Source organism: Exiguobacterium sp. FD-YE-25-4, assembly GCF_057004685.1.
On the sequence record NZ_CM168041.1, the window covers coordinates 2374423 to 2392333 of the forward strand.

A 17911-nucleotide genomic window follows, 5' to 3' on the forward strand; every position below is an offset into this window, starting at 1 on the left:
TATAAAATGGCCACTCCGAATGAATCGGAGTGGCCATTTTCTTGCATAATCATCACTTGCTTTTTTCTTTCTCCAAAAACATATTGTATACAAATTTCAACTGTTCAGCCGACAATTCAATATTGTGTTCGTGTAAGTATTTCACAGCGTAGCCTAAGGCGATGGTCGTAGCACTTGCTACACCAGCACCAACTGCCCAACCTGCACCAGGAATTAGTTTGACTAATTGACGAAATGCTGTTTTGCCTGCATTTCCGATAATTGTCGCAAGCAACAATTCTTTCGCACTTTCTTTCGATACAGGCTTGTTATAAAGCATGGATAATTTGATGATCAATCCTACTTGAATCCCGGTCAATGGAATAATATCCGATCCAGGAATTGGAGAGGCACCGATTGCTGCTGAAGCGAGGCCCGCACTATTAATCCAACGATTGGCAGTAGTTGATTTATCCTTCAATTCACGAGCCATCAAAATATCTTTTTGCTTCTCCTCTAAAATTTTTAAGAGCTCTTTTTGCAACATACCAATGTTTTCACCTGTACGCGATGAGATAGGAGTGACTGGATAGGTATAGTTTGTCGCTTGTTGAATGTATTGTACAAGGCCGCCGATGTCTTCAGCTGCATCAATTTTGTTTAAGACGATGATAATATTTTTGTTCGTTTTCTCGATTTCTTTTAAATTTTTCAATTCGTTCTCAGATAAAACAGTACCAGCAGCATTCGTGAAGAACAAGATGACATCTGATTTTTTATAATAATCTAGTGTTACTTGTGAATTTTCTTTATTGATGTCATCAAGACCAGGAGTATCGACGAATACAATTTTATCAGTGTATTGGATTTCTTTAATTTCTACCGTTTCACCTGGTTTCGCACCGGTTGATACGAATTCACCATCCATTAATTTGTTAATCGTAGATGACTTTCCACAGTTCACATCCCCGACAAGCGCAATCAAGATATCATTCTCTAATTGATCATTTGTTTGTTTGAGTTGCTCTTCATAATTTTGATCAAACTCTTGTTCAAATTCCTCTTTATCCATTCCATTAAAGTCAAATGTTGTATCCATTCTAGACCCTCCATTTTATATAGTTGTTCGAAATGATGTTCACAACTTTTTACATGCCTCTCGGTCGATTTTACATAAGAAATAGCTTACATACTGTCAGTTTCTATAAAAGAGGTAGAGGATGTATGTGCTTTTGCCCTTGAATCGTTCGACATCTTTTCGACAAATACTCATTCGTAAATCAAAACACCTCCCGATTCGATATTACCGTTTTCACCTCTGCTATCCCGATATGTTTTTTGACCACGTTTATTTTTCATACAGCCCTCTTCATTTATTTGTAGTTTACTTATCTTATCAACACTTCTTAGGAGGCCTATATGCACTACTCACTCGACACCATCTTACAACTCGAAAATTCGACCGAATTCAATCGTCTCCACCAACAGTTCCATCAATTCAATCCGCTCAAGGTCCTCCGTGTCGATCAGTACGAGATACGTCACTCAAACGTCCTCGCCTGGCTGTTCGATCCGAACGAAAACCATCGGCTTGGTAGCTTTTTTTTACGAAAAGTGTTGATGAACTTAATCACTAAGCCGGAAAATGAAGAAAAGATTGTCGGCATCGACTATCTCCCATTCCTTCACGCCCCACTCTCGGACGTGACGGTCCATCGCGAATGGTGGACCGGGAATGGCGCCATCGACTTATTGATCGATATTCCATCGCTGAACTTGATGCTACTCATCGAAAACAAGTTTCATTCGAGCGAGTCGGCCGGCCAACTCAGTCATTACTTTGACCACGTCCACAAGACATTCCCAAACCGCACCATCTTGCCTGTCTATTTGACGCTCTCGAGTGATGCCCCGTCCCACGACGACTATTGGTTCCTCGACTATGAGGATGTCCGTCTGATGATCACGCAAGAACTTGAGTTGAACCGTGCGACAATCGCCGACAATATTTACGATTTTCTAACGTATTACATTGCGCTACTAGAGGAGCGCCTCGTCGATGACGAGGACACGATGAACACGGCGCTCGAGCTTTATCAAGATTATGCCTCCGCGATTCATTTACTTTACGCGAACGCCAATCCAGCAAAGCATAAACAAATCGAGCTACGGCAAGCGGTCAAAACGCTTGAGACGTTCGACGCGGAGACGAGACGGCATCTACTGCTCATCTATAACCGGAAGCGACAAACCATCGACTACATTTTCAAGACTGGTGGCAACATCGTTCACCAAGCGTTCTTCGAATTTGTGAACGAGCAGGCGATTACGACCTACTCTGCACATACTCGGGTGCCTAACTTCGTCATGGACGACTGGTTACCATACTTAGAACAGATGGAGCGGTTGAATCGCTATTGGCTCAACTATGGACTGATCATCTGGTTCGAACGAAAAGGCAGCAAACGTCTCAAGCTTTATGTGGAAGTTGGACCGATTGACTATACCGAACGTCTCCCGCTGCTAGAAGCACTCGAAGCGAAGAATATCTCGTTTTGGAAGTCTGGGAAACAAGAAGGCAAAAAGTTCACTCGCATTTATACTGAGACGACCGATGTCTCCGATTGGACAAACGCAACGACTGTGAAAGAGGCGATGATGTCACTCATCGACGATTCGTCGTTCCGCTCGTTCAGCGCGACAGTGACCGACGTATTGGCTGACTTGTATACTGTCAAAGCGTAACGCAAAAGGCCATCGAACTTGTCTAGGACAATTTCGATGGCCTTGATTTTATTCCACCCCAAACCGATAAACCGTCCTTGAGTGATACAACTCCTCGGGGTTCAATTCAATCGATGTGGCGATGTCTGGATGGTTTGGTGCGTCCGGGAACGCTTGGGCTTCTAAACAAATCGCACTATGCTTCTGCCGTCCCTCGAGCGTGACCGGCGTCTCTTCACTGAGGAAGTTCGCCGTATAGACGACCATAACCGGTTGGTTCGTTTCGACGTCCATGACGCGACCGCTCACTGGATCATGCAGCCGGGTCACCCCGTCCTTCAAGAGGAACGGGTGATCCAGTCCTCCAGCTTTTACAATCGCTTCGTCCTCCGACGAAATCGCCTCACCGACTCGCTTCCCATCACGGAAATCGAACGGTGTCGCCTCCACTTCAAGCAACTCGCCCGTCGGTAGCGATTCGTCATCGAGCTTCGCGACGTGATTGGCCGGTAGCGTCAACACGTGATCGTGAATCGTCGGACGTCCGCCGAGATTGAAATAGTTGTGATGGTTCAAGTTGACCCACGTCCGTTCGTCCGTCTGGGCCGTCATCGTGACGACGAGCTCATTGTCGTCCGTCAACTCATAGACGATCTTGAACGTGACATTGCCGGGGTACCCTTCTTCCCCGTCCGGACTTAGATAAGTAAACGTAATCACCTGTCCCTCGACGTCCATGTCCCAATGCCGGGCCGTGATGCCGTCGTCTCCACCGTGGATATGATGCGGGGCCTCGCTTGGGGTCAAGGCCACGCCATCAATCTCCGCGTTGCGGATCCGTCCGGCGATTCGTCCGACGACAGAACCGAGATAAACCGGGTTCTCGAGGTATTGCTCGGGACTGTCATATTTCAAAATGACGGAGTCCATATTCCCGTTACGGTCCGGTGCCGTCAACTCGGTCATGGCACATCCGTATGAAATGGCAGACAAGCGCATGCCGTTCTTGTTTTCAATCGTTGCTTCTCTCAACTGGCTCACCTACTTTGATTCGTTTACCTGTTCATTCCCGTAGTCGTCGCCCCGTACTCCACTTTATCGACGTGACTCAAAAACGCGTTCATGAATGCGGTGAAACGTTCCTGTCCTTCCACCGTCTGTTTGAACACGCCCGCGTCCTCGAGCCCTTTGACGAACTTGTCGACGACGGCCTGGTCGACGATCGTCTTCGCGTCGCCTTCTTTCGTCTTCAACTCATCCGCCCACGCGCGGTGCATGTACGCCACTTCGACGTCTTCTCCGGCCACATAGCGGACGACTTGTTCGAGTTCGGTCTTTAATCGGGCCGGCAATACGGCGAGTCCCATCACTTCGATCAAGCCGATATTCTCGCGCTTGATGTGGTGGACGTCGGCGTGCGGATGGAAGATGCCGTCCGGATGCTCGTCGCTCGTCCGGTTATTGCGAAGGACGAGGTCTAATTCATAGCGTCCGTCGCGGCGGCGCGCGATTGGTGTCACCGTGTTGTGACGGGTCTCACCCGAATACGGGACGATGTCACCTTCGGCATACTCGCGCCAGTGACCGAGCAGTTGATTCGCCAACATGACGAGCTGCTCTTTCTGACGTGAGCGGAGCCGGACGACCGAGAGTGGCCAATAAAGCGTCTCGATTTCGACTTGATCGTAACGGTCCGAGCGATACGTCGAGACGACCTTGGCATCGTCCATCGCAAACCGGTAGCGGCCGGCCTGATAATGGTCGTGCGTCAAAATCGATCCACCGACGATCGGCAAGTCCGCGTTCGACCCGGCGAAGTAATGCGGGAACTGCGACACGAAATCGAGCAGACGCTCGAACGCGCCCCGGTCGATGACCATGTCGCGCACGTCGTTCGACAACAAAATCGAGTGCTCGTTGTAATACAAGTACGGCGAGTATTGGAACGACCATGCCTGTCCGCCGAGTGTGAGCGGGATGATGCGGTGATTGGCCCGGGCCGGATGTTTCAAGTGACCGCCGTAGCCTTCGTTCTCAATCGCGAGCAACCCTTTCGGATAGTTCGTCTCCGGCGTCGGTTGTAGGCGGGCCCGCGCGATTTCGCGCGGGTCCTTCTCCGGCTTCGACAAGTTGATCGTGATATCGAGCGTGCCGTAGCGCGTCGGTGACTTGTACGTGATGTTGTTGGCAATCCTTTTCGTCTGGATATAGTTCGACGCCTGACTCATCTTATAGAAGAAATCCGTCGCCGCCTCGACATTTGTCGCCCGAAGCGCGTTGAACGTGCGCGTCACCTCGGACGGTTTCGAGACGAACACGTCCATGACCTCGGCCATGAACCGGTCCTTCTCTTCGAGCAAGTCGTCGACGAGCCCGCGTTCGACCGCATACTCCGTCAACGTCTCGAGCAAGTTCGGAATCGAGTCGTGCGGGACGAACGTCGGTTTCGTGAAGTCGAGCTGATTGATTCGGGCGAGGATACGGTTCCGCGCATAGACGCGATCCTGTTCCGTAATCAGTTCCTCCAGAATCGCCGCCTCGACGAGCGCTTCAATCGTAGATTCGATCATCGTCTCACCCCTTCGACATGTTTATAGCCTTCCGGATGATGCTTGTGCCAGTTCCAGGCGTCGGCGAGAATGACATCGACCGTCGACCGTTCCGGCGCCCAGCCGAGCACTTGTTTCGCCTTGTCCGGTGACGCGATCAGCATCGCCGGATCACCGGCACGGCGCAAGCCCATCTGCACCGGGATGGCATGTCCCGTCACGCGACGGGCCGCCTCGATGATTTCGAGCACTGACAGTCCTGTCTCCGTTCCGAGATTGAACACGTCGCTCGCGCCGCCTTGTTTCAAATAATCGAGCGCGCGTACGTGGGCGTCGACGAGGTCTTGCACGTGAATGTAATCGCGGATACATGTCCCGTCCGGCGTCTGGTAATCGTCGCCGAACACGGTGATCGCGTCCCGTTTCCCGTTTGCCACTTCGAGCACGAGCGGGATCAGGTGCGTCTCCGGCATATGGTCCTCACCGATTTCACCGGTCGGGTCGGCACCGGCGACGTTGAAGTAACGGAGCGCGACGAAACGGATACCGAAGGCGCGGTCGCACCATTTCATCATCGTCTCCATCGCGAGCTTCGTCGCCCCGTACGTGTTCGTCGGGTTCGTCGCGGCCGTCTCGCGGATTGGCATCTCGTCTTGGTCGCCATATGTTGCGGCCGTCGAGGAGAAAACGATTCGCGTCACGCCGTGTTTGCGCATCGTCTCGAGTAACACTTGTGTCCCGAAGACGTTGTTGTCGTAATACTTCAAAGGCTCATCCATCGACTCACCGACGAGCGAGTTGGCGGCGAAATGGAGCACCTCGGTGATCGATTCGTTCGCGAACGTCCGATCCATGAAAGCACGGTCGCGGATATCCCCGTCATAGAAACGGACTTGTTTCGGCACCGACTCGATATGGCCGGTCTGAAGGTTGTCGATCACGATGACGTCTTCCCCGCGCGCGAGCAAGGCGCGGACTGCATGGGAGCCGATGTAACCGGCCCCTCCGACGACGAGTACACTCATTTCACTTCCTCCTCTACGAGTTCACGCGCGCCGTCCCCGACGGACGCGATATAAAATGTCGGCGCGTAGCCGATCTCTACTTCATACACGGTCGACACGGTCTGCATGACCGCCTCCGTCGCCGTCTTGTCGACGATGGCGATGGCGCAGCCGCCAAAGCCGGCACCGGTCATCCGGCTGCCGATGACACCGTCGCAACTTTGCGTCGCGGCGACGAGCGTGTCGAGTTCGTGGCCCGTCACTTCGTAGTCATCTTTCAGTGACGCGTGCGACTCGTTCATCAGTTGACCGAACGCGTCAAGCTGACCCGCCTCTAGCGCGGTGAAGGCGAGCTTCGTCCGCTCGTTCTCCGAGATGGCGTGACGTGCCCGCTTGCGGAGTGTCTCCGGGAGCTCGTCCGCCACCGTCTCGAACGTCTCGACCGACAGTTGGCCGAGCGAGGCGACGTCGAAATGCTGTTGCAGGAGGCCGAGTGCCGTATCGCACTCGGTGCGGCGCTCGTTATATTTCGAGTCGGCCAGTTCACGACGCTTGTTCGTGTTCATGATCAAAATGTCATAGCCGTCGAGCTTGATCGGTGCGTAGTCGTGATGGAGCGTGTCGCAGTCGAGCAGGATGGCGTGATCCGCTTTTCCCATCCCGATGGCGAACTGGTCCATGATGCCACTGTTGACGCCGATGAAGTCGTTCTCGACGCGCTGTCCGAGATGGACGAGGTCAATCCGTTCGAGACCGAGTCCGTACACCTCATTGATCATAAGCGCCGTCACGAGTTCGAGCGAGGCCGATGACGACAAGCCGGCGCCGTTCGGAATATTGCCGGCGAGAAGGAAATCGAATCCTCCGACCGCGTGCCCGTCCGCGCGCAGGAGCGCGACGACGCCTTTGACGTAGTTCGCCCAGTCGTGGTTCGCGTCATACGTTCCGTCCGTCACCGGGAACGAGACAATGCCGACGTCCTCGAAGTTGAGCGAATAGACACGGATTAATTCATCCTCACGCTTCCGGACGAGCCCGTACGTGCCGAACGTGATGGCACATGGGAAAACGTGGCCTCCATTGTAATCGGTGTGTTCGCCGATCAAGTTGATGCGGCCCGGTGCGAAGAAACTTCGCTCGGGGCTTGCCGAGAACACGGTCTCGAACTGTTCGTTCAGGTGTGCTGAATCAATTGAAAGCATACGACTCCATCCCTTTCTTTGCTCATGCCGGGCGGATGACCAGGCAATACGCGTCATAGTCCTGTTGTTGTGTGAGTGTGAGGCCTTGTTCCATCAAATAGCGTCCGCTCACGCGTCGGTCGTCGTAAACGTAGACACGCTCCGGGTCGAGCCCGGCGAGTTTGACGCGCAATCGGTTCTTGCCGTAATGACGGCGGTCGGCGTTGACGAGGACGACGTAATCCTCCCCGTCCGTATAACCCATCGCATGTACCCCGTCCGTCTTGAGCGAGGCGAGGCGATAGCTCGTGCCGTGCTGGACGAGCGGGCGGATCGACTTGTAGGTCTTGATCCATTGTGCTGACTCAGCAAGGTCGTCCTGGCTCCATTCGAGCAAGTTACCGCCGATGCCGAGCGTACCCTGCATCGCGCTGACGAACCTAAACCTGAGCGGGAGCGAGCGTCCGTTCAACCAGTTCGGCGCGTCCGTCACCCAGCAGCTCATCATCTTGGCGTTATAGGCGTACGAGAAACCTTCCTGAATCTCGAGCCGGTCGAGCGCATCGGTATTGTCGCTCGTCCAGACTTGTTCGACGCGTGTGAGCACACCGAGGTCGATCCGTCCCCCGCCGCCGGCACATGACTCGAAGGCGACGTCCGGATGTTTTGCCCGGAGCGTATCGAGAATGCGATAGACGGCTTCCGTGTGGCGGAGCCACAGCTCTTTCGCGTCGCGTAATTGCGGGCTGTCCGGCTCTGAGAAGGCGCGGTTCATGTCCCACTTGATATAGCGAATCGCATGCTTCGACAGCAGCTCGTCCAATAGACCGGTCACGTGCGCCTCGACTTCCGAGAGCGCCAAGTTCAACACGAACTGGTTGCGCGACGTCGTCGATGGGCGTCCGCCCGTCTGGTAAATCCAATCGGGATGCGCCCGGTACAAATCCGAATCCGGGTTAACCATCTCCGGTTCGACCCAGAGGCCGAACTGGAGGCCATTGTCCTCGACGTAACGGATGAGCGGCTCGAGCCCGTTCGGGAACTTCGTCGTGTTGACGTGCCAATCCCCGAGACCGGCCGCGTCCGAGTTCCGTTCGCCGAACCAGCCGTCGTCCACGACGAATAGCTCGCAGCCAATCGCGGCTGCCTCATCGACGAGCCGTTTCTGCCCGTCCTCGCTGACGTCGAAATACGTCGCCTCCCACGAGTTATACAAGACAGGGCGGAGCGTCTCGCGCGTCCGTTCCGGCATGATGACGTCGCGCTCGAAATCGTGCGCGTTCCGGCTCATGCCGCCAAAACCCTGTTGCGTGTAACCGATATAGCCAGTCGGTGTCGTGAACGATTCACCCGCTTCAAGTCTCTTCGCGAAGTCGAACGAGTTGAGCCCTCCCGTCACTTGCGTGAAACCGAACTGGTCGCGCTCGAAGTGGAGCGCCCAGTTACCGGAGTGACCGAGGAAGCCGTAAATGACCTCACCGTTTTCTTCCGTCGCCGACTGGTCGAGGGCGAACCACGGATTGCTTTGGTGGCTCGTCAAACCGCGGCGGCTCTCGATCGTCTTCTTGCCTGGGAGCAACTCGCCTTGCTGGAGCTGAAACTCGCTCGTCCACGCCCCTGAGAAATGACTGAGGCGAAGCTTGCGTTCCGTCAAGCCGAGGCTGAACGACTGAGCGCTCTCGAGCGTCACCGTCTCACCTGTCTGAATCGTCATCTTGCGTTCGATCATGTCATACGCCGCATATACCGTGAAGTGGAGCGTCACCGTCAACTGTTGAATCGAATCGACCAAGTCGATCTCGAGCGTGTCGCCATCGATGCGGGCATCCTGGAACGTGAAGGCGTGCAGCCGTTCACGCTCCGTATGGCTCTTCAACGTCGGTTCCGTATAGACGAGGTCACCGAACGAGGCGAATTCGTACGCGGCGACGCCTTCTGGTGTCTCGAATGACGAATGCAAAATGTGTGCGTCCGGCAACTCGGCATAATCCGACTCAAGGAGCCGGCCACCGAGGTATTGATGGACGAGTCGTCCGCGTGCATCGACATCGAACACGTAGGCGAGGTTCGTTCCTTCAATCACGAAGCGGTTTTCGAAGCGGTAAATCATGCCCCCACCTCCTGCTTCAAGATGACGACATCGAGCGGCTTGAGCTCGAGCGTGCCCGACACTGCATCCCCACCGAGTGTCTTCCAGTCGCCTAACACGTCGACCGTAGACGTCACGTCCGTCGAATGGTTCATGTAGAAGCGGATGACGTACCCATCGCCATGGCGGTCGACTTTCTCGACGTCGTCCGGGAGACGGTTCGCCTCGATGCCGGCGCGCGTGAGCGCCTCGTTGTAAATCACATCGAGCATCGCATCGTCGACCGATGAGCCGATATACGTCACGTCGCCCTTGTACGTGTGGCGTGTGACGGCGGCCGTCCCTCTATAGAACGCCTGCTCATACGTCGCGAGCACATCGGCACCCTTCGGCGTGATCAAATCGCACCAGATGTTCGCCTCGGACACATAGTCACCGAGTCTGACCTGGTTCGACTGGACCGCCTGCAAGCTCTCATACTCGTCAATCTCGATGCCGGCGTATTTCGCGAACTTGCCCGGGAGCGTATCAAAGTGACAGCGGTTGATCGGGTCTTTGACGCCCGTCCGGTACGTGAAGATGACGTGGCCCCCGTTCTCGATATAGTCGATGAGCGAGGCATCGAACGTGTCATTTCCGAGGAAATAGAGCGGCACGACGACGAGTTTGTACTTGTCGAGCGCATCCCCCGGGAAGACGATGTCCGTGTTGACACCTTGGCGGACGGCCGCCCCGTAGAAGCGGACGAACTCCTGTTTGAAGTTGAACGCGTCCGAGTGCGGTTGGTGCGTCCACGCCCACAGGTTCTCTTGGTCGAAGTAGACGGCGACGTCGGCCTTATATTCGGCCGCATTGATCATGTCGCCGTGCGTCGTCAGCTCTTTCATGACGCTCTGCACTTCATCAAATTTTCGTTTCGGCTTGCCATCGTGGTCGATGATGCCGTGGCAGAATTCCTCGGTCCCGAAATGGGCGGCCCGGAAACGGAAATAGACGATCGCTTCGGCGCCGCGAGCGACGGCCTGATGCGTCCACAGGCGGATATGGCCCGGTCGCGGCAAGTAGCCGATCCGGCTCCAGCCTTGCGCGCCGCTGAGCTGCTCCATCACCCAGAAGCCTTTGCCTTGTTTCGACGAGCGACACAAGTCATGGTCGTGTGCCGTCTTCTCGAATCGGTTCGGCTCCGGCAACCCGCCCCAGACCGGATAGTTGTCGAACGAGACGTAATCAAGGTCTTGGGCCATCTGTTGCTGGTTGATCGCCATGTCGCTATAGACGAGGTTATGCGTGATGAACGCGTCGTCATGGATGAGCGGACGGAGCGTGTCGACTTGGAGCTTGTTGAACGAACGGTACGCGTCCGAGCAGAAACGGTCGAAGTCGACGAGGAGCGACGGATTGTGCTCTTGGAACACGGTGCGAGGGACCGGAATCTGACTCCATGCCGAGTATGTATGGCTCCAGAAGACGGTCCCCCAGGCCGCGTTCAACGCGTCGAGCGTCTCATAGCGGTCTTGTAGCCAGGCTTGGAACGCGACTTGGTCGACGTCGCCGTACGAGCGGTCCGATTTCTCGTGGCCGTACTCGTTGTCGGTCTGCCAACCGATGACGGCCGGATGCTTCCCGTAACGTTCCGCCATCTTCCGCGTGATTCGTTCACAATACTCGCGGTATACCGGGCTGTTGACCGTATAGTGGCGGCGGGCGCCGAAACTGATGCGGACCCCGTCCGCCGTCACCGGCAAGATGTCCGGATACTTCTCGATCAACCAGGCCGGTGGCGTCGCCGTCGGCGTACCGAGGATGACGTCGAAGTCCTTGCCGAACGTGTCGACGACCTCGTCCCAAAACGAGAAGTCGAACTCGCCGTCGGCCGGCTCCATCATCGTCCACGCGAACTCCGCCATGCGGACAACGTTGACACCGAGCTCTTTCATCAAGCGGACGTCCTCATCCCATAGGGCGCGGTCCGTCTGTTCTGGGTAATAATCTACACCTACATACATTTGATTCACCTCAATCGATTATTTGACCGCTCCCGAAGTCATGCCTTTCTGTAAGAAGCGTTGGAAGAAGATATAGAACACCATCGTCGGCAAGCTGATCAACACGAGCGAGGCGTACAGTTTACCTGGGTCACCACCGAGCGCTTCCGTGAAGAACGTCGGGGCCATCGTCACCGTCTGATAGGCCGGGTCCGTCATGAACGTGAGGACCATCAAATACTCGTTCCACGAGTTGAGGAACGCATAAATCGTCGCCGTCGCAAGTGCCGGCTTGGCGAGCGGCATCATGATCTTATAGAAGATTTGGAACGTCGTAGCCCCGTCGATGTGGGCCGCTTCCATCAGCTCGTTCGGCAGCTCGTCGAAATAACTCTTGATGAGCATCAGACCGAACGGGAGGAAGAACGCCACCTCGGCACCGATCAAACCCCAGTAGCTGTTCAAGCCGTCAAGGTTGCGCAACGTGAAGAAGAGCGGCACGATGAGCGATGCGACCGGCAACATGAGCCCGGCCAAGACGAGGTTGAAGAGTAACCGTTTCCCCGCGAACTCGAGCTTCGAGAAGCCGAACGCCGCGAAGGCGAGAAACGAGATTGAGATGAGAATCATAAAGAACGCGACGATGAAACTGTTGAAGACGAACTGAGGGAAGTTCGGGTTCTGTAACGTCGCGATATAGTTACTGAAGCCGTTGACCCGTAAACTCTCTTTGAACATGACGAAGATCGGGAACAACCAAATGACCGCCATGAGCGACAAGCCGAGATTGGTGAGCCATCTTCCTTTTTTCGTTTGGATTTCCATGGGTATCCCTCCTCAGTCCATTTTCTTCTGTACGCGTGTCTGGAAGTACGTGATGCTGAGCGCGATGATGAGCAAGATGATGGCGACGGCACTGGCGTAGCCGACTTCTTGGTGCAACATCGATTTTCGGAACAGGTACGTCGAGATGACCTCGGTCGAGTTACCCGGTCCGCCTTGCGTCGAGATCCAGACGATATCGAACGTCTTCAGTCCCCCGATGACCCCGAGGATCGTCAGCGTGAACGTCGTCCCTTTCAAGTTTGGGAACACGACGCTCCAGAGCGTGCGCCAGAAGCCGGCGCCGTCGATGTTGGCCGCCTCGAACACTTCACGTTCGATGGCGAGCATCGCCATGTAGTACATGATCATCGACGAGCCCGTCCATTGGAAGATGTTGATCAAGATGATGGCGTACAAGGCGACGTCCTGGTCGCCGAGCCAGTTCTGTTCGAACGCACCGAGACCGACCATCCGGAGGAATTCGTTGATGTAGCCGAACTGGAAGTCGAAGATTTGCGAGAACGCGGCGCCCAATACGACCGGGCTCAACACGACCGGGAAGAAGAACACCGACTTGAAGAACGTGCGGCCAACGCCTTTCGTGTGGAGCAGATACGCCAAGACGAGCCCGAGCCCGGCTTGGATCGTCACGGTCAAGACGGTGAAGATGCCCGTGTTCTTGAGCGCGTTATAAAATTCCGGGTCGCTGAACATGCGGCCGAAGTTCTCGAAGCCGATGTACGTCTTCTCGAACGAGATGCCGTCCCATGAGAACAGCGAGTGATAGGCGTTATAGAAGATGCCGTAATAGATGAAGGCGATGACGAACAGGACGGTCGGGGCGACGAACGCCCAGCCGATCAAGTTCTTCTTCAGCTGCGCTTTCTTCTTCGTCGAATCCGGTCGTTGCGGCGGGACCGCCGACAGCTTCGGCTGTTCTTCCGGTAACTCGGTTGCGTGTTGCATAAGGTTCCCTCACTTTCCTATCAAAAAATCGAGCGCCAGTCAGGCTGGCCACTGGCGCTCGTTCGATTATTTACCTTGATCGGCGATGGCTTGGATGCGCGCGAGCGCTTCTTTCGCGTCTTGACCGCCGGCGATGTTTTGAAGTTCTTTGCCGAGCGTGTCGTATACTTTCGGGTCACGGATGCCGCGGCCCGCGACGGCGTTCTTCACCGTCTCGTTCAAGATTTTGTACGACTCGCGTTCTACGTCAGACGTGAACTTGTCTTCGTACGCCACTTCGATGTCCTTGACGGCTGGTGCCATCTCGAACTTCTCCATGTAGAGCGCTTGGCCTTCGCCTTGCGTCATGTAGGCGATGAAGGCGGCCGCTCCGTCTTGTTGTTTCGACTCCTTGTTGACGCCGAGCGCCATGTCGATCGAGGCGATGACCGGTTGTTCTGTGCCGCCCGCGAGGTTCGGGAGCGGGACGAAACCGATCTCGTCTTCGAAGTTGTTCCACTTGTCACGCTTCTCGACCGTCGTCATCGAGTGGGCTTCCCATGAGCCGATGACCCACATCGCCGCTTTCTTGTCGAAGAAGTTGTTCATGCCGTCCATGTATGTCGCGAGACCGAGTGCACCTTCTTGGAACACGTTGTCTTCGAACAGTTGCTGCCACAATTCTGCCGTCTCGACCATCTCTTTGTCCGTCCACTTCGCCTCACCCTCGAGTACTTTTTGGATGTACCCTGGTGCGACCTGGTGGCTCAAGACGTTGAAGACGTCGGTGCCGACCCAGGCGTCTTTCGCGCCGAGCTGCATCGGGATGACCTTGTCGCCCGAGGCGTTGATTTTGTCGATTGCCGCGATCGTCTCGTCATACGTCTTCGGCGGCGTCACGCCGTATTTGTCGAGCATCGTCTTGTTGTACATGAGATACGCCTGGCCCGTGAATCCGACCGGTACCGCCATCTGTTCGCCGTCGACTGTCGTCTGTTCGACGCCGAGCTCGATCAACTTCTCTTTCCAGCCCGCGCCGGCCGCTTTGTCCATATAGTCTTTCGCCGGGACGAGGCGGTCCTTGTATTGCGGGATCATCGGTTCCTTGAGGCCGATGACATCTGGGCCATCTCCACCGAGCATGGCGACTTGGAGCTGCTGTTCATAGTCCTCGAGACGTTTGAACTTGACGACGTAGTCGTCTTGCGACTCGTTGAACGCCTTGGCCATGGCTTCCCCGACTTCTGGTTGTGGCGCCCAGCCCCACCAATTGATGACCGGCTTGCCGTCTTCCGTCGTCGCGGCCGCCTCTTCCTTGCCGCCGCAAGCAGCGAGCAGTGATGACAAGACGAGTACCGATGATGCGAGTGCGATTGTCGTTTTCTTCATGTTCATTCTCCTTTAGATGTTATGCGACCAGCTTGAGGCAAAGCTCCCGAATCAAGTGGTCTGGCATCGGTTGATCCCCGAGCCGGGTGAGCGTGTACGCGATCAGTTCCAAATCAAACTGCCAATGGTCGTCTATGTACGATCCGACGACGTATAGGTCGGCCCCGAACGGCAGCGCGTCCTGTTGCTTCAACCGCCATAGAAGCATCTCGAACAGTCCGTCGAAGTCGTTCGTGCGGGCCTCGTTCAAGTCCGAGACGCGGAACAGGCGAATGTCACGGGCCTCCTCATCGTAGAGCCGGAAGATGCCGTCCCGCCGTGAGCGGGTAACGACGACACCGTCCGCTTTTGAGAACGCTTCCAATTCATGAAACGTTGAACCGTCCCGCGTGAACAGCCGGGTCGCCCCGTAGCGACCGAATATATCGTGAAACTTGTCTTTCAGCAATGGTGTCTCTATGTCCATGTCTACCCCTCCACTTTCCCGTTTGAGAGTGTCACCCCTTACTTAGTAAATTAAATTTATTATCTAACTACAAACAGACTATAGCATATCCTTTTTAGGCTTGTAAACGGTTTCATATAAATTATTTTTCGACACAAAAAAATCGCCCTCGTTGTGAGAGCGATTGAATCATTGGATCTCGCCGAACAGTTGGTTCGTGATCAAGGCGGCCGCACCGAGCGCGCCATGGTTGGCGTTCCATGGGACGACGCGGATGTCCGTCTGACGCGCGTCCATCGTCAGCGCCGTCTGGGCGACCCGCTCCTGAATGTTCGCGACGACGTTCGGCGCGTAGTTGAACAGCGGCCCCCCGAGCAGGATCCGGTTCGGATTGAGCAAGTGAATCATGTTGAGTGTCGCGATGCCGATATACTCCCCGGCCCGCTCATACAGCTGCTGGATGTCGGCGTTCGTGCCGACGGCGTCACGCAGGTCGTTCAGATTGAGCTCGTGATTGAGCTGCCGGGCCTCATTCAAGATGGCCCGTTCCCCCGCGACGGCCTCTAAGCAGCCACGGTTGCCGCACGAGCAGATCGGCCCGTCGAGCATGATCCGCATATGGCCGATCTCGCCAGCGATATGGTGCTCCCCGTCAATCAGTTCACCGCCATGGACGTAGGCTCCCCCGATCCCGTAACCGGCGTAGACGTAGAAGAACTCGTCGATGCCGATCGCCTCGCCGAAATAGAGCTCGCCCAAGGCGAGCGTCCGCACGTCGTTCTCGACGAAGACGTTCTGGTTCAAGCGTTGTTCGAGCTCTTGTTTGAGCGGGATGTCATGCAAGTGGAAACGCGGCGCGAACAAGACGATCCCATTCCCCGCCTCGACCATCCCGTGGACGGACACACCGAGCCCGATGACGTCGCCTTGGGCTTTGCCAGCCAGTTCTATGTACAGCGTCACGATGGCCTCGATGAACTCCTCGTTCGTATCGAACCGCTCGTCATGCCACGCCTCGCCTAACATCTCCCCATGGATGTTCGTGACGACTCCGTGCAGCCGCCGTTGCGTCGCGTCGATTCCGATGACGAAGCGGTCACTGGCCGCAAGTTCGAGCATGATCGGGCGTCGTCCCCCGCTCGAGACGCCGAGCTCACGCTCGTTGATCAGCCCTTCTTCTTTCAGTTCATTGACGATGTTCGAGATTGTCGGCTTCGTCAAACTCGTCGCCTTGGCGAGCTCGACCCGGGACACCGGCTGATGGAGCCGGATGAGCCGGAGGATGAGCGAGCGGTTATACGTCCGCATCCATTTCGAGTTCCGTGGTGTCGTCTTCCCCATAACTGTTCCACCCATTTCTTTGCTTTTTTCTTAGTATAGCATGTCGGGGAAACCGGTCATGGGTTGGCTGAAAAAATATGAAAAATCAATTCTTTAGCGGCTGCGCTGAAAATGAAATATAGGATAGTTAGTCGAACTCATCCTGATGATTCATTACATCCTTCGACACTTAAAAATCCATGTATCACAACAGAATAACTAATTAACTTTAACATAAATGGTTTTTATTGTGATATATTAGTAAGGATTTTTAAATTAGGAGGAAAAAAATTGACTAGAAGAATTCATGAATTAGATTCTTTAAGAGGAATCGCGGCATTAATTGTGGTTTTAGCTCATATAATTAACATAATACCACCACTCCCTAATTTCTTACTTTATTCACCTTTAAGAATCATATGGGCGGGTCACGAATCTGTAATTTTGTTTTTTATTTTAAGTGGATTTGTATTATCTCTTCCTTTTATAAAAGGAAAGAATATAAATTACAAAACTTTCTTAATAAAAAGATTTTTCCGTATCTATATACCTTATATTTGCGCTATAATAATTACTTTGATTTTAATAAATATCACTTATAAAGAGCCAATTGAAGATATTAGATGGTTAAATAATTTTTGGACATTATCTCGAGACACTTTCTCAATATTTAATCATTTTTTGTTAGTGACCAATTTTAATTCTGATCAATTAAACCCGGTCATTTGGTCATTAATTCATGAAATGAGAATCTCTTTAATATTTCCAATTATTATGTACATTATATTAAAAATTGATTGGAAAAAATCTTTACTTCTTTCTTTCTTTCTTTCTTTTATAGGATGGGCACTAAATACTTACGAAATTAGCTTATCTTCTGGATACCTTAATTCTTACGCTCATTCAATTCATTACACCGCCATGTTTATTATTGGAGCATTACTAGCTATTCATTTAAATAAATTAACTACAGTATTCAAAAATATATCATTTAATATTCGATTAATGATTTTAACTATTGGATTCATGTCATACACTCTTCAAATCGGTTTAGGATATTTTTTGAACAACAATAGTTCTTTGTTCGTTCGAGAGTGGTTTGTTGCCTTCGGGGCATGTATATTTATTATTTTTGCTCTCACTTCATCTGGTACATCAAAAATTCTGTCTTTAAAACCAATCGAGTTTTTAGGCAATATATCCTATAGTTTATATCTCTATCATTTACCAGTTATGTTGGCGAGTTTTTATTACTTTAATGAAACATTATCATTTATTACAATATTATTAATTAGTTTAATTTTCAGTTTAATTATATCCACTATTTCTTATAAGTTTATTGAAGTAAATTCAATTAAAATGGGTAAATATTTTTCAACTAGTCGACAGATTTCAGAAAATGAAAATTCAAAAATGATATCTTAAATATAGTTAAACGTAAAAATAATGATATCTTCAAGATGTATATTTTAAATA

14 protein-coding genes are annotated in these 17911 nt (G+C 53.1%); 2 read left to right on the forward strand and 12 right to left on the reverse strand.

From position 1 onward, the window contains the following. Positions 1-52 precede the first annotated feature (52 nt). Positions 53-1078, reverse strand: coding sequence for a GTPase (locus tag AC13H5_RS12145; RefSeq protein ID WP_483545858.1), 1026 nt, complete (start codon positions 1076-1078; stop codon positions 53-55). A 320-nt stretch (positions 1079-1398) separates the two neighbouring features. On the opposite strand from AC13H5_RS12145, the gene AC13H5_RS12150 reads away from it, so the two are divergent. Beyond that, the gene (locus AC13H5_RS12150; protein WP_483545859.1) at positions 1399-2724 is read left to right on the forward strand and encodes a PDDEXK-like family protein; all 1326 of its coding nucleotides are present in this window, start codon (positions 1399-1401) and stop codon (positions 2722-2724) included. 48 nt (positions 2725-2772) lie between these two features. Here AC13H5_RS12150 and AC13H5_RS12155 read toward each other — a convergent pair whose 3' ends face one another. The 11 genes from AC13H5_RS12155 to AC13H5_RS12205 form a co-directional block, all read right to left on the reverse strand. Then, on the reverse strand, positions 2773-3735 hold the full coding sequence (locus AC13H5_RS12155; protein WP_483545860.1) for an aldose epimerase family protein: 963 nt from the start codon (positions 3733-3735) through the stop codon (positions 2773-2775). Between the two features lie 23 nt (positions 3736-3758). Continuing rightward, complete coding sequence (locus AC13H5_RS12160) at positions 3759-5273, reverse strand: UDP-glucose--hexose-1-phosphate uridylyltransferase (RefSeq protein ID WP_483545861.1); 1515 nt, start codon at positions 5271-5273, stop codon at positions 3759-3761. Continuing rightward, on the reverse strand, positions 5270-6277 hold the full coding sequence (gene galE / locus AC13H5_RS12165; protein WP_483545862.1) for a UDP-glucose 4-epimerase GalE: 1008 nt from the start codon (positions 6275-6277) through the stop codon (positions 5270-5272). Before galE ends, AC13H5_RS12160 begins: the two co-directional genes overlap by 4 nt. Continuing rightward, a complete protein-coding gene (locus AC13H5_RS12170; protein ID WP_483546559.1) occupies positions 6274-7449 on the reverse strand; it encodes a galactokinase in 1176 nt (391 codons plus the stop codon). Before AC13H5_RS12170 ends, galE begins: the two co-directional genes overlap by 4 nt. A gap of 31 nt (positions 7450-7480) precedes the next feature. After that, positions 7481-9547: an alpha-galactosidase gene (locus tag AC13H5_RS12175; protein WP_483545863.1), complete on the reverse strand. Its 2067-nt coding sequence runs from the start codon at positions 9545-9547 to the stop codon at positions 7481-7483. Further along, the gene (locus AC13H5_RS12180; protein WP_483545864.1) at positions 9544-11532 is read right to left on the reverse strand and encodes a beta-galactosidase; all 1989 of its coding nucleotides are present in this window, start codon (positions 11530-11532) and stop codon (positions 9544-9546) included. Before AC13H5_RS12180 ends, AC13H5_RS12175 begins: the two co-directional genes overlap by 4 nt. 18 nt (positions 11533-11550) lie before the next feature. Further along, positions 11551-12336 (reverse strand): carbohydrate ABC transporter permease, encoded by a 786-nt coding sequence (locus tag AC13H5_RS12185; RefSeq protein ID WP_021066292.1) that lies wholly within the window; start codon positions 12334-12336, stop codon positions 11551-11553. Positions 12337-12348: 12 nt separating this feature from the next. Then, the gene (locus AC13H5_RS12190; protein ID WP_214828741.1) at positions 12349-13302 is read right to left on the reverse strand and encodes a carbohydrate ABC transporter permease; all 954 of its coding nucleotides are present in this window, start codon (positions 13300-13302) and stop codon (positions 12349-12351) included. 66 nt (positions 13303-13368) lie between these two features. Further along, positions 13369-14670 carry an ABC transporter substrate-binding protein gene (locus tag AC13H5_RS12195; RefSeq protein WP_286038249.1) on the reverse strand — a complete coding sequence of 434 codons (1302 nt, stop codon included), beginning with the start codon at positions 14668-14670 and terminating at the stop codon, positions 13369-13371. A 19-nt stretch (positions 14671-14689) separates the two neighbouring features. Next, a complete protein-coding gene (locus tag AC13H5_RS12200; protein ID WP_483545865.1) occupies positions 14690-15136 on the reverse strand; it encodes a hypothetical protein in 447 nt (148 codons plus the stop codon). 168 nt (positions 15137-15304) lie between these two features. Beyond that, a complete protein-coding gene (locus AC13H5_RS12205) occupies positions 15305-16456 on the reverse strand; it encodes an ROK family transcriptional regulator (RefSeq protein WP_483545866.1) in 1152 nt (383 codons plus the stop codon). 270 nt (positions 16457-16726) lie between these two features. Between AC13H5_RS12205 and AC13H5_RS12210 the strand changes: the two genes are divergently transcribed. Continuing rightward, positions 16727-17860 carry an acyltransferase family protein gene (locus AC13H5_RS12210; protein ID WP_483545867.1) on the forward strand — a complete coding sequence of 378 codons (1134 nt, stop codon included), beginning with the start codon at positions 16727-16729 and terminating at the stop codon, positions 17858-17860. The last annotated feature ends 51 nt before the right edge of the window (positions 17861-17911 follow it).

Excerpts from the sequence above, each read along its gene's own strand:
- AC13H5_RS12145 (WP_483545858.1), bottom strand. The coding sequence starts at position 1,078 with ATGGATACAACATTTGACTTTAATGGAATGGATAAAGAGGAATTTGAA.
- AC13H5_RS12150 (WP_483545859.1), top strand. The coding sequence starts at position 1,399 with ATGCACTACTCACTCGACACCATCTTACAACTCGAAAATTCGACCGAA.
- AC13H5_RS12160 (WP_483545861.1), bottom strand. The coding sequence starts at position 5,273 with ATGATCGAATCTACGATTGAAGCGCTCGTCGAGGCGGCGATTCTGGAG.
- galE (WP_483545862.1), bottom strand. The coding sequence starts at position 6,277 with ATGAGTGTACTCGTCGTCGGAGGGGCCGGTTACATCGGCTCCCATGCA.
- AC13H5_RS12175 (WP_483545863.1), bottom strand. The coding sequence starts at position 9,547 with ATGATTTACCGCTTCGAAAACCGCTTCGTGATTGAAGGAACGAACCTC.
- AC13H5_RS12180 (WP_483545864.1), bottom strand. The coding sequence starts at position 11,532 with ATGTATGTAGGTGTAGATTATTACCCAGAACAGACGGACCGCGCCCTA.
- AC13H5_RS12185 (WP_021066292.1), bottom strand. The coding sequence starts at position 12,336 with ATGGAAATCCAAACGAAAAAAGGAAGATGGCTCACCAATCTCGGCTTG.
- AC13H5_RS12190 (WP_214828741.1), bottom strand. The coding sequence starts at position 13,302 with ATGCAACACGCAACCGAGTTACCGGAAGAACAGCCGAAGCTGTCGGCG.
- AC13H5_RS12195 (WP_286038249.1), bottom strand. The coding sequence starts at position 14,670 with ATGAAGAAAACGACAATCGCACTCGCATCATCGGTACTCGTCTTGTCA.
- AC13H5_RS12200 (WP_483545865.1), bottom strand. The coding sequence starts at position 15,136 with ATGGACATAGAGACACCATTGCTGAAAGACAAGTTTCACGATATATTC.
- AC13H5_RS12205 (WP_483545866.1), bottom strand. The coding sequence starts at position 16,456 with ATGGGGAAGACGACACCACGGAACTCGAAATGGATGCGGACGTATAAC.